The 12,079-nt window shown below is 34.2% G+C and carries 13 protein-coding genes; 8 read left to right on the top strand and 5 right to left on the bottom strand.

Annotated features, from left to right (window positions below):
- Positions 1 to 106: 106 nt before the first annotated feature.
- Positions 107 to 757 (top strand): phosphatidylserine decarboxylase family protein, encoded by a 651-nt coding sequence (locus tag V4538_13115; GenBank protein ID MES2381980.1) that lies wholly within the window; start codon positions 107 to 109, stop codon positions 755 to 757.
- 10 nt (positions 758 to 767) lie between these two features.
- On the top strand, positions 768 to 1,826 hold the full coding sequence (gene rlmN, locus V4538_13110; protein ID MES2381979.1) for a 23S rRNA (adenine(2503)-C(2))-methyltransferase RlmN: 1,059 nt from the start codon (positions 768 to 770) through the stop codon (positions 1,824 to 1,826).
- A 25-nt stretch (positions 1,827 to 1,851) separates the two neighbouring features.
- On the opposite strand, the gene V4538_13105 is transcribed toward rlmN, so the two are convergent.
- Complete coding sequence (locus V4538_13105; protein ID MES2381978.1) at positions 1,852 to 2,472, bottom strand: DNA-3-methyladenine glycosylase 2 family protein; 621 nt, start codon at positions 2,470 to 2,472, stop codon at positions 1,852 to 1,854.
- 80 nt (positions 2,473 to 2,552) lie between these two features.
- Between V4538_13105 and V4538_13100 the strand changes: the two genes are divergently transcribed.
- A complete protein-coding gene (locus V4538_13100; protein ID MES2381977.1) occupies positions 2,553 to 2,915 on the top strand; it encodes a hypothetical protein in 363 nt (120 codons plus the stop codon).
- A 15-nt stretch (positions 2,916 to 2,930) separates the two neighbouring features.
- On the opposite strand, the gene V4538_13095 is transcribed toward V4538_13100, so the two are convergent.
- From V4538_13095 to V4538_13085, 3 genes are read right to left on the bottom strand one after another with little or no spacing between them, the layout of a single operon-like run.
- Positions 2,931 to 3,953, bottom strand: a complete 1,023-nt coding sequence (locus V4538_13095; GenBank protein ID MES2381976.1) for a 2-oxoacid:ferredoxin oxidoreductase subunit beta — start codon at positions 3,951 to 3,953, stop codon at positions 2,931 to 2,933.
- Between the two features lie 47 nt (positions 3,954 to 4,000).
- Positions 4,001 to 4,357, bottom strand: a complete 357-nt coding sequence (locus V4538_13090; protein MES2381975.1) for a four helix bundle protein — start codon at positions 4,355 to 4,357, stop codon at positions 4,001 to 4,003.
- A gap of 59 nt (positions 4,358 to 4,416) precedes the next feature.
- Positions 4,417 to 6,267, bottom strand: a complete 1,851-nt coding sequence (locus V4538_13085; GenBank protein MES2381974.1) for a 2-oxoacid:acceptor oxidoreductase subunit alpha — start codon at positions 6,265 to 6,267, stop codon at positions 4,417 to 4,419.
- A gap of 169 nt (positions 6,268 to 6,436) precedes the next feature.
- Between V4538_13085 and gldE the strand changes: the two genes are divergently transcribed.
- The 4 genes from gldE to V4538_13065 all read left to right on the top strand — a co-directional run bounded on the left by gldE (position 6,437) and on the right by V4538_13065 (position 10,222).
- Complete coding sequence (gene gldE / locus V4538_13080) at positions 6,437 to 7,768, top strand: gliding motility-associated protein GldE (GenBank protein ID MES2381973.1); 1,332 nt, start codon at positions 6,437 to 6,439, stop codon at positions 7,766 to 7,768.
- A complete protein-coding gene (gldD, locus tag V4538_13075) occupies positions 7,769 to 8,350 on the top strand; it encodes a gliding motility lipoprotein GldD (protein MES2381972.1) in 582 nt (193 codons plus the stop codon).
- A gap of 39 nt (positions 8,351 to 8,389) precedes the next feature.
- Positions 8,390 to 8,803 (top strand): Rid family hydrolase, encoded by a 414-nt coding sequence (locus V4538_13070; protein ID MES2381971.1) that lies wholly within the window; start codon positions 8,390 to 8,392, stop codon positions 8,801 to 8,803.
- 81 nt (positions 8,804 to 8,884) lie between these two features.
- Positions 8,885 to 10,222 carry a dihydroorotase gene (locus V4538_13065; protein ID MES2381970.1) on the top strand — a complete coding sequence of 446 codons (1,338 nt, stop codon included), beginning with the start codon at positions 8,885 to 8,887 and terminating at the stop codon, positions 10,220 to 10,222.
- Positions 10,223 to 10,244: 22 nt separating this feature from the next.
- On the opposite strand, the gene V4538_13060 is transcribed toward V4538_13065, so the two are convergent.
- Positions 10,245 to 10,724: a regulatory protein RecX gene (locus tag V4538_13060; GenBank protein MES2381969.1), complete on the bottom strand. Its 480-nt coding sequence runs from the start codon at positions 10,722 to 10,724 to the stop codon at positions 10,245 to 10,247.
- Between the two features lie 48 nt (positions 10,725 to 10,772).
- Here V4538_13060 and V4538_13055 point away from each other — a divergent pair, with 48 nt between their 5' ends.
- Positions 10,773 to 12,014 carry an MFS transporter gene (locus tag V4538_13055; protein MES2381968.1) on the top strand — a complete coding sequence of 414 codons (1,242 nt, stop codon included), beginning with the start codon at positions 10,773 to 10,775 and terminating at the stop codon, positions 12,012 to 12,014.
- Positions 12,015 to 12,079: the final 65 nt, after the last annotated feature.

Genomic DNA, 12,079 nt, shown 5'->3' with positions numbered 1-12,079 from the left:
TATCATAAATAAGATTGAATAAGCATGATTGAAAAATAAAAAGAAACCAAATTGCATCTGTTTAAATAAGCTTTGATTATATTTGCCCCCTTTAAGAATATACTATATGCTACATAAAGAAGGAAAAGCAACAATACTTATCACTTTAATAGGATTATTTGCACTTAATTTTGCTATCGGTTTTACCGGGATTAACTGGTTAATTAACAGTGTTTTATTTCTGTCGGTAGTGTTTTTAGTGATTATACTTCAATTTTTCAGGAACCCAACAGTTACCGTAAACCAAAACGAAAACCAGGTAATTTGCCCGGCTGATGGCAAAGTGGTAGTAATAGAAGAGGTAATGGAAACCGAATATTACAATGAAAAAAGATTACAGGTTTCCGTATTTATGAGTCCTTTTAATGTGCATGTAAACCGCAATCCTATTGGTGGAATTGTAAAATATTTTAAATACCATCCGGGTTTATATTTAGTAGCTTGGCACCCAAAATCGTCAACCGAAAACGAACGTACCACTACTGTTATTGAAAAACCAAATGGTGTTTCTGTATTATTCCGTCAAGTTGCCGGAGCTTTGGCAAAACGTATTGTTTGGTATGTAAAAGAAGGCCAACAGGCAGAACAAGGTGCAGAAATGGGTTTTATTAAATTTGGTTCAAGGGTTGACTTATACTTACCCTTAGATGCTAAAATAAACGTTTCTTTAAATCAGGTAGTAAAAGGTGGAAAAACCATCATTGCCGAGATTAAATAATTAACCAGAATTGAATAAAATAGATATACGCGAACTTACGCTTGAGGAACTGAAAGACCTTTTTGTAAAAAAAGGTCAACCTGCTTTCAGAGGTAAGCAAGTGTATGAGTGGCTTTGGAAAAAATCAGCCACCAGTTTCGATGAAATGAGTAACTTATCAGTTGAGTTACGCCATTTGTTGAACGAAGAGTTTTGCATTAATCATATTAAGGTTCAGGATAAACAAGTAAGTGAAGACAGAACCATTAAAAGCAGTTTCAGACTACACGATGGCTTTTTAGTTGAAGGAGTTTTAATTCCGGCTGACGATAGAATGACTGCCTGTGTGAGCAGCCAGGTAGGTTGTAGCTTAACTTGTAAGTTTTGTGCTACGGGTACTATGAAGCGTGAGCGTAATTTAACCCCTGCTGAAATTTACGACCAGGTAGTTCATATAAAAAACTGGGCTCAAAACCATTACGGAAAACCGCTTACCAATATTGTATTTATGGGTATGGGTGAGCCGTTGTTAAATTATAGCAATGTAATGGCCGCTATTAAAAAAATTACCTTACCCGAAGGTTTGGGCATGAGTAATGAACGTATTACCGTTAGTACTGCCGGTATTGCCAAAATGATTGAAAAATTGGGTGACGACAATGTGAAATTCAGGTTGGCACTTTCATTACATGCGGCCAGCGATGAAAAACGCAATATGATAATGCCTATTAACGAAAGCAATAGTTTAGAAGCGGTGGGTAAGGCATTACAACATTTTTATAATAAAACTAAAAGCCGTATTACTTTTGAATACATAGCTTTTAAAGACTTTAACGAAAGCATTGAAGATGCCAAAATGCTGCTTAAGTTCTGTAAAAAAGTGCCTGCTAAAGTTAATATAATTGAATACAACCCAACAGGTGATGGCCTATTTGTAAAAGCCGATAGTAGCAAAATAGATGCCTTTTGTGCTTATTTAGAAAAAAATGGTGTAAAAGCTACCGTACGCAGAAGTAGGGGTAAAGACATAGATGCCGCTTGTGGCCAGTTAGCCAATAAAAAGCATGATGAAGCTTTGATGGAAGGCTAGTTGCCCGAAATCCTAATTTAACTCTTTACAAACTTTTCGATTGCCATAAAAACAAGCTGGCAATACTTCTATAAGGTTTCCATTGTTCAGCTATGTCGTGGCAATCTGCTTTTAGTTGTTTACCTGTTGAGGTTAGTTTGTACATTTTAATAATGCCATTTCTAACAATTAAATCATCATAAGGAAAAACATCCAAACGTTTTAATCCAAATATCAGGATCATTTCAACAGTCCATTTACCAACTCCTTTAATAGAAGAAAGTTCTTCAATAATTTCTTCATTGCTTAACTTTCCAATATGCTCCGCATTCAGATTGTTGGTTAATGAATAAGCAGCCACGGCTTTTATATAACTTATTTTTTGATAGGATAACCCAACGGCTCGCAATTGCTCATCTTTTAGTTTAATAACTTGCTTGGCATGTGGGTATTTGTCTTTGAACAAATCAATAAAACGGCTATAAATAGTATCTGCAGCCTTGGTAGATAATTGTTGAGAAACAATGCTTCTAAGCAAACTGATGTATAAATCGCTTAGTTTATTGATGGCATCATATCTTTTCTGAACTTGTGGTAAACAAGGAGAAACAATAGGTTTAAATATACTATCTTGTTCTAAAAGTTGAAGGGCTTTCTTCGGAATCATTGAACAAATAAAGCATTTATTTATAACTTAAAACAAATGAACCATTCAAACCTTTCATTAAGTATATAAGCAGACAGACAATGGATAGAGATGAAATTATTTTAAGTTGGAGAACACACATTCAAATAGATAATACAAGAATAAGTTTGGACGAAGAGGCTTTTCAAAACAATACTTTGCGGCCTATTTTGAAATTTCAGAATGAAATAATACTAGCCATAGTAAGTATAGAAATAAACGATAGAACCATTCCGAGTTTACAACAAGAAAAACTAGATTTTATAAAAATAATTTTACAGAATAATACCATTAAACAAAGATTACTGGGAATGATTGTAGCCTTGTTTACAAAAGAGGAATTTAGTTTTTATAAATTACACGACACTGCTATTAATAAAAGAATCAGCCAGCTTTTGGTTAAAAGACTGGCTGATCAATTATAGTTGTATGTATAGTTTTTAGTTAACTACCCAGGTTTCTTTTCCAGCAATCAGCTTATCTAAATCGCCCATTCCGTTAGATAAAGCTGCTTCCATTTGGTTATTGAATAATTCATCAAATGTTGACTTTTTAGTATTGATATAGAATACACCAAAAGGTCTAGGCTTATGGTCTTCATGGGTTGGATCATCGTAAAAGCGAGATAATATAGTTGCTTTTACTAAATCTGTTTCATCATGTATCCATAAATCGTTGGCAGAAACATCAGCTAAATTTACTATGACAGGTTTAAATCCATCAAGTGCAATACCTTTATCATCGTTAGCACCAAAAATTAATGGTTTGCCATTTTCCATCATTAAGGTTTGCTCTTTTTTGCTTGCCTTTTCTGTATATATTTCAAAAGCACCATCATTAAATACATTACAGTTCTGGTATATTTCTATCAAAGAAGTACCTCTATGTTCGTATCCTTTTTTAATAACTGCTTGTTGGTGTTTCGGGTCTCTGTCCATACTGCGGGCTACAAATGTCGCATCGGCTCCAAGTGCTAGTGCAATAGGGTTAAAGGGGTAATCAACACTACCCATTGGAGTTGATTTTGTTATTTTACCTTGCTCACTGGTAGGTGAGTATTGGCCTTTGGTTAAGCCATAAATCTGGTTGTTAAATAACAATACATTTACATCAGGATTTCTGCGTAACATATGAATAAAGTGATTTCCTCCAATACTCATTGAATCGCCATCACCAGTAATAATCCAAACAGATAAATCAGGGCGGGTAGCTTTCAAACCAGTTGCTATTGCTGTGGCACGCCCATGTATACTATGCATACCAAAAGTATCCATATAATAAGGAAAGCGACTTGAGCAGCCAATACCGGAGATAAATACAAACTCTTCTTTTGGTCTGCCTAAATCAGGTAAAACGGTTTGTACTTGTTTTAATATACTATAATCTCCACAACCAGGGCACCAACGTACTTCCTGGTCTGAAGCAAAATCTTTCGATGTTAATTTTTCTACAACTTCGGTCATAATTTTTTAAATTTTGAATGTTGGATGTTGAATGCTCAATATCCTAATTATTTATTATTTTGTTGTGATGTTTTTACAATAGCCGTTAGGATATTTATAATTTCATCAATTTCTTTTAAGTATTTATCTAAATTTATTTCAACCAACTGACTTTTGTTTATTAGCATTAACCAGTATTTGGTTTCTCTAGCCTCTTTAGATGCAATAGCCATTTTATGAATGAAATCTGCTTTACTTTGCGCAGCTGTTGATTCATTTATATTGGCTCCAATACTTGTTCCGCTTCTTAAAAGTTGTTTTGATATTATATATTCATGATTAGATTTTAAGTATTTATATAGTTCGATAATTGAAAGAGCGAAAGTGAAGCTTTTTTCTAAAATTAAATTATCTTTCTTTTCCATTCATAATTCATGTATTTACATAATTCAAAATACAACACTTAAAATTCAACATTTATTTACTAGGCTAAAATTTCTTTAATTTTATTCACTACTTCTGTACTCATAAATGGTAATCCTTGAATTTTGTTATAAGGAATAGCATCCACAAAATATTTATCGCGGATTATTTTTACCAGTTGTCCATTGTTTAATTCAGGAACAACTACGGTTTTAAATCCTTTTATAATATCGCCTAAATTACTAGGGAAAGGACTTAAATAACGAACATGTGCATGTGATACATTATAACCTTCGCCACGTAAAATAGTGGTAGCCGTTTTTAACGCACCATAAGTTCCACCCCAGCCAAGTATCAATAAATCGCCAGTTTCCGGGCCATTATCAACTTTTTGAAGAGGAATATAGTTAGCTACTTTATTTACTTTTTCCTGACGTAAATGTACCATGTCTTCATGGTTATTAGGGTCGTAACTAATATTACCCGTAATGTTTTGTTTTTCTAAGCCACCAATACGGTGTTCCAAACCTTTAGTTCCCGGTAAAGCCCATGGACGACTTAATTTTTCATCACGCTCGTAAGGCATAAACTTACCATCTTCTTTAGTTCTGGCCGGGGCAAAGCTTACTTTTATTTCTGGTAAATTACTTGATTGTGGGAAACGCCAAGGCTCAGCACCATTAGCTATATAACCATCGCTCAGGAAAAATACCGGAATCATGTGGTCTAATGCGATGCGGCAAGCCTCAAACGCCATATCAAAACAATCTGAAGGAGACTGAGCTGCTAAAATTACAACAGGACATTCTCCATTTCTTCCATAATATGCTTGTAATAAATCCGATTGCTCTGTTTTCGTTGGTAAACCAGTACTAGGCCCAGCTCTTTGTACATTTACTATAACCAAAGGCATTTCGAGCATGGTAGCTAAACCAATCGCTTCTGTTTTTAATGCAATTCCTGGACCTGATGAACCAGTAATAGCCAAACTTCCTCCAAATGAAGCACCTATTGCTGAGCAAATAGCCGCAATTTCGTCTTCAGCTTGAAAGGTTTTTATATTGTAATTTTTATATTTTGATAATTCGTGTAATATATCTGTGGCTGGAGTAATAGGGTAGGTTCCGTAAAAAAGAGGTAATTTACTTTTAACAGAAGCCGCTATTAAACCCAAAGCGGTAGCTTGGTTTCCCATAATACCTCGGTAAACACCTGCATCCATTTTTGCTGGAGCAATTGTATAACGGTTGGCAAAAGTCTCCGTAGTTTCACCATAATTCCAACCCGCTTGCATTACTTTTATATTGGCATTCATAACGGCTTCGTTCTTTTTAAACTTGCCTTTTATAAAGTCAATAGTGCCTTCGGTTGGTCTGTGGTACATCCAATAAATTAAACCTAATACAAACATGTTTTTGCAACGGTCTATTTCTTTGGTACCCAAGCCACTGTCGCCTAATGCGGCACGTGTAATTTTAGTTACATCAATGGTTTTTAAGTCGTATTCCGATAAAGAACCATCTTCTAAAGGATTTTTATCCTCAGGAACATTTGCCAAACGCATGTTTTTTGAATCAAAACCATCTGTATTGGCAATAATAACCCCACCTTTTTTCAGGTTTTTTAAGTTAGCCTTTAATGCGGCCACGTTCATTACCACTAAAACATCACACATGTCGCCAGGGGTGTGAATACGGGTAGAACCAAAATGTATTTGAAAGCCCGAAACACCTGCTAATGTGCCTAATGGGGCACGTATTTCTGCGGGAAAATCAGGAAAAGTTGATAAATCGTTACCATGCAATGCGGTTGCATTGGTAAATTGAGTACCGGTAAGCTGCATCCCATCACCACTATCGCCTGCAAAGCGAATTACCACCGACTCTAACTCTTTTTCTATAGCTGAACTCATGTATTTTAATTTGAAAAACTTTACGAAAATAAATTAAACTAATAACATTATTGTAAAAGACTTTAATCATTAAACTAACACTTGTTAGCAACTAAGGTTTTAAATTGATTTTAGAGTGTAATTTTACATTTAAATTTATTTATAATTGCACAACTTATTTATTCAATAAATGGAACCCCCGCTTAATACGCAGTTTATACTATTATCATACGTTAACGCTAATTTACAATCGTCAGATTGGCCTTCAATTATAGGAACCTGTATTGCTATTTGTATTTTCATATTGTTATCAGCATTATTTTCGGGTTCAGAAAATGCATTGTTTTCATTAAGTAAGCCGCAAATTGAAGAATTGGTTGATAATGAAACTGCAACAGCCAAAGCCATTAAATATTTAATCAACCATCCTAAAAAATTACTAGCCACTATTTTAATTGGAAATACTTTTATCAATGTGGCTATGGTTATGGTATCTACTGTATTACTAACCACTATTTTCGATTTTGAAAACAATCCCGTATTCGGGTTTTTAATTGAAGTAGTCTTTGTCACTTTTATGATTGTATTGTTTGGAGAGGTTATTCCTAAAATATATGCAGTTCAAAATAACAGTAAAGTATCGGCCTGGGTAGCTGTTTTCATGTTTTATATGTATAAAATTTTCAGACCATTGGTGTATTTATTGGAAAACTCAACTTCTATTATTGATAAACGAGTAACCAAAAGAGGACATATATTAAGTGTTGACGAATTGAGCCATGCCATTGATATAACGACTGAAGACGATGCGCCCAAACAAGAAAAATCAATATTAAAAGGAATTGTAAATTTTGGTAATATAAACGTAACCGAAATTATGTGCCAAAGGCCGGATATGGCGGCTATTGATACCGAAATTAATTTTACCGATTTACTTCAGCTTATTGATGAACAAGGTTATTCGCGTTTGCCCGTTTACGATGACAGTTTGGATAATATAAAAGGCATTTTATCCATAAAAGATATTTTACCTCATATACACAAAGGTGTTGATTTTAAATGGCAAGAACTGATTCGACCTCCATTTTATGTGCCTGAATCAAAAATGATTGATGATTTGCTGAAAGATTTTCAAAATAAACGTACGCACATGGCCATAGTGGTAGATGAGTTTGGTGGAACGAGTGGTTTGGTAACAATGGAGGATATTTTAGAAGAGGTATTTGGTGAAATAAATGATGAGTTTGACGAGGATGAAATTTACTACAGCAAGCTGGATGAAAACACGTTTGTGTTTGAAGCTAAAATGCAGTTAAACGATGCTTGCAAATACATGGACATTGACCCTGATATATTTGATGAGGTAAGGAATGAAGCCGATACTTTAGCTGGTTTAATATTGGAACTCAATGGCAATATGCCTAAACAAAACCAGGAAATTAAATACCACCCCGTTCTTTTTAAAATTGAAGCGGTAGATAAACGTAGAATAAAAAGAGTAAAAATAACTATTGAAAGATAAATGAAGGTAATAGGAAGCTATTTATTAATAATTTTTGCTTTACTCACGGCTGCATGTGGGGGGGAAGAGGCTTTAATTCCAAAGCCAAAAGGCTACCAACGAATAGAATTACCTGCAAAAAAATACTATAGAGTTACCAATCCTTGTAATTACTCTATGGAAATACCAGTTTATTCAGAAATGGTTTTAGATAAATACCCCAATGCTGAACCATGCTGGTACAATATACAATACAAGCCATTTAACGTTACCTTGCATTTAAGCTACAGGCCAGTACAAAGCCGTGATTCGTTATTTAAACTCATTAACGATAGCCGTGTTATGGTGTATAAACATGTAATAAAGGCTGATGAAATAATAGAAAATTATATCAGCAAGCCCCATAAATACGGTATATTTTATGAATTGGATGGGAGTACAGCTACCAATGCGCAATTTTATGTAACCGATAGTACAACCCATTTTTTAAGAGGTTCTTTATATTTTAATTCAGCTACCAATCAGGATTCAATTATGCCCGTGCTCAATTTTTTAAAGAAAGACATGCTCAGGATGATTGAAACACTCGAATGGAAGAAGTAAGTATAAGTATTCAATAATCAAATCTAAATACTAAATAATATGTCAGATATACACTCATCAAAAGCACCAGAACCAGTAGGTTTATATCCTCATGCAAAACGAGTAGGTAATTTATTATTCCTTTCAGGTGTTGGGCCAAGAGAAAAAGGAACAAAAAAAATACCCGGTGTTGAATTAGATGAAAATGGAAATATAGTGAGTTATGATATAGCTACACAGTGCCGCTCCGTTTTTCAAAATATAAAATACATATTGGAAGATGCCGGAAGCAGTTGGGATAAAATGGTAGATGTAACGGTGTTCCTTACCAACATGAAAGACGACTTTAAAGTGTATAATCAATTATGGGCTGAGTACTTTAAAGATACGCAACCTTGCAGGACCACCATAGAAATAAACTGTTTGCCAACACCTATTGCTATTGAGCTAAAAGTTATTGCGACTATCGATTAACAGCATTTTTTTTTGCTAAATTTAACCTTTTCAAATAACCTGTTTACTCATTTAATTGAGTTTAAATAATCCATACTTTTTATGCAATCAATATTAATAAGAAATGCCACTTTAGTTAACGAGGGAAAAATATACGGTGCTGATGTTTTAATTAAAAATGGTTTTATTGAAAAAATAGATACCAATGCAATAGCCATGAAGGCTGATATTGAAATAGATGCTACGGGTAAATATTTATTGCCAGGTGTTATTGATGATCAGGTTCATTTTAGAGAACCAGGTTTAACACATAAAGGTGAAATATATACAGAAGCCAAAGCCGCATTAGCTGGTGGGGTTACTACCTATATGGAAATGCCCAATACCATGCCAAGTGCTGTAACCAACGAATTACTGGAACAAAAATATAGCCGTGCAGCACAATGCTCATTGGCTAATTATTCTTTTTATTTAGGCACTACCAATAGTAATTTAGAAGAACTATTAGCCGTAGATGAAGCCAATGTTTGTGGTGTGAAAATATTTATGGGTAGCAGCACAGGCGACATGTTAGTGGATAACAACAATGCATTGGATGCAATCTTTAAAAATGTGAAAGCATTAATAGCTACCCATTGTGAGTTTGACCCTTTAATAAAACAAAACAATGCTGCGTTTAAAGAAAAGTATGGCGATGCGCTTTCAGCTATTCATCATCCTTTAATAAGAAGCAGGGAAGCATGTTATCAATCATCAAGCTTTGCAGTTGGCTTAGCTAAAAAATACAATACACGTTTACATATTTTACATATTAGCACAAAGGAAGAGTTGGATTTATTTACCAATGAAATTCCTTTAGCTGAAAAACGTATTACTGCTGAAGCCTGCATACATCATTTATGGTTTAGCGATGCTGATTATGTAACAAAAGGTAATTTTATAAAATGGAATCCTGCTGTTAAAACAGCAGAAGACAGAGATGCCATTTGGAAAGCAGTAAATGATGGACGCATAGATGTAATAGCCACAGACCATGCACCACATACTATGGAAGAAAAAGAACAAGCCTACATCAATGCGCCAAGTGGCGGACCGTTGGTACAACATAGTTTACAAGCTATGCTTGAATTTTATTTGCAAAACAAAATAAGCTTAGAGAAAGTAGTAGAAAAAACGAGCCATAACCCGGCCATATTATTTGATATAGATAGGAGAGGTTTTATAAGGGAAGGCTTCTGGGCTGATTTGGTTTTAGTAGATTTGAATAAGCCTTATAAGGTTACAAAAAACAATATTTTATATAAGTGCAAATGGAGTCCGTTTGAAGACTATACTTTTAAAGCAAGTATTGATTCAACCATTGTAAGCGGGCATTTAACTTATCACAATGGAACATTTAACGAAAGTAAAATGGGGCAGCGTTTAAAATTTATCAGGTAGTTCGATACAATAGAAGAGCGCATTAGCCCTTTTTTATTTCATTGATAACGTCCCAAACCAAATCGGTTTCGTAGCCTTTGCCTATTAAATAGCTGGCTGTTTTATTGGCTTTAATTAATGGATTACTATCCTTAACACTATTGAATTTATCTTTACCTAATTCGTTTAACGTGTCATAATAAGCCTCGTTATCTATTTCCTTTAAACCTTGTTGAATGCAGTAGTCCGAAACTTTTTTCTGTTTCAGCTCCATACGTATTTTATTCTTTCCCCATTTTTTTACCCTGAACTTACCACCCGCAAAAGCCTTTGCAAAACGCTCTTCATTCAAATAGTTTTGTTGTATCAGTTCGTATATTATAAATTCAGCTTCATCTCCATAAACACCTAACTCACTTAGCTTTTCGCGTACTTCTTCATGGCAACGCTCCTGGTAAGCACAGTAACCGGCCAGTTTAAGCAATGCTTGTTGAGGAGTTAACTTTTGTTTTTTTATGTCCATTTTATAAAAAAAGGTTTTTCAATCAAAATCTATTAATAGTTTTGAAGCATGCACAAAAATAGCAAATCTTTAAGTCTTTTATTTATAGCCAATGGTATAAGCGGATTTGCACAGGGGGTAAGTATGTTATCTATTCCTTGGTATTTTGCCAATAACAATAACTCGCAAGTATTTAATTATGCGTATGCTGCACTAACATTCTTTGTTATGTTTTTTGGTTTGTATGCAGGCACTTTAGTTGATAAATTTAGCCGTAAAAATAATTTCTTAGTTACCTCATTGGTTTGTGGTATATTAATTTTTATGATAGCTGCTGTTGGCTATTGGCAAGGCGAGTTGTCAAGCGTTTGGGTTATTGCCGTGTTTGCTATAACCATGTTAAACTACAATATACATTACCCCACCTTGTATGCGTTTGGGCAGGAAATATCAAGCCCACATCAATACAATAAAGTAAATTCAAATATTGAAATAGTAGGCCAATCAACCTCTATACTCTCCGGTGGCTTTGCTGCTGTTTTATTAGATGGTTTTGATTTCTCTATATTTAACCAAACTTTTCATATACAAGCATGGCATATTTACGATGTGTTTATGATGGATGCCATAACTTACTTTATTGCTGCTGTGCTTATTTACTTTATACCTTATGTACCTGTTCAAAAAATGTCGGATATAAATGAAAGCATTGCGGCTAGGTTACGAAAAGGTTTTAGTTATTTAAACCAACATAGAGCCATTTTTATATTTGGTGTATGCAGCTATTTAGTATTTGCTATGTTATTGGTTGAAATACATGCCGTATTGCCTACGTACATTAAACAACATTTGCATGAAAAAGGGTATGTGTTTGCTTTAGCCGATACCATTTATGCGGTTGGTGCATTGAGTGCGGGTCTATTTGTAACCAAAGTATTTCAAAAAACATCGCTGGTTAAAACCATTATATTTTTAACATTGGGTGTGGTCGGTATTTTTTTATGGGCTTTTGCTACTAAAAGCGTTTTAGTAATATATACCATCAGTTTAATACTTGGTTTTTGTAATGCAGGTATACGTGTATTGCGCTTAACTTATTTGTTTACAGTTATTCCCAATGAAATTATGGGTAGGGTAGGGAGCATTTTTAACCTAATAAATGTACTGATTCGAAGCCTGTTTATATTTGCTTTTTCACAAGCCTTTTTTACCTTATCTAACAATGTTATTTATACTTATGCAATTATGGCTTTGTTCCTATTAATGGCTGCAATAATGCTCATGCGCACACGTAAAGCTCTGGAAAAGTAAAAAAAATAAAATTTAGTAAATTTTTAGTTCGTTGTTTTTAATAAATTATTACATTTGAATTCAAA

This window comes from Bacteroidota bacterium (assembly GCA_040388375.1).
In the GTDB taxonomy this organism is placed as follows: domain Bacteria; phylum Bacteroidota; class Bacteroidia; order UKL13-3; family UKL13-3; genus JAAFJM01.
The sequence above is the reverse complement of the archived record's forward strand: the minus strand, read 5'-3'. Positions and strand labels throughout refer to the sequence as shown.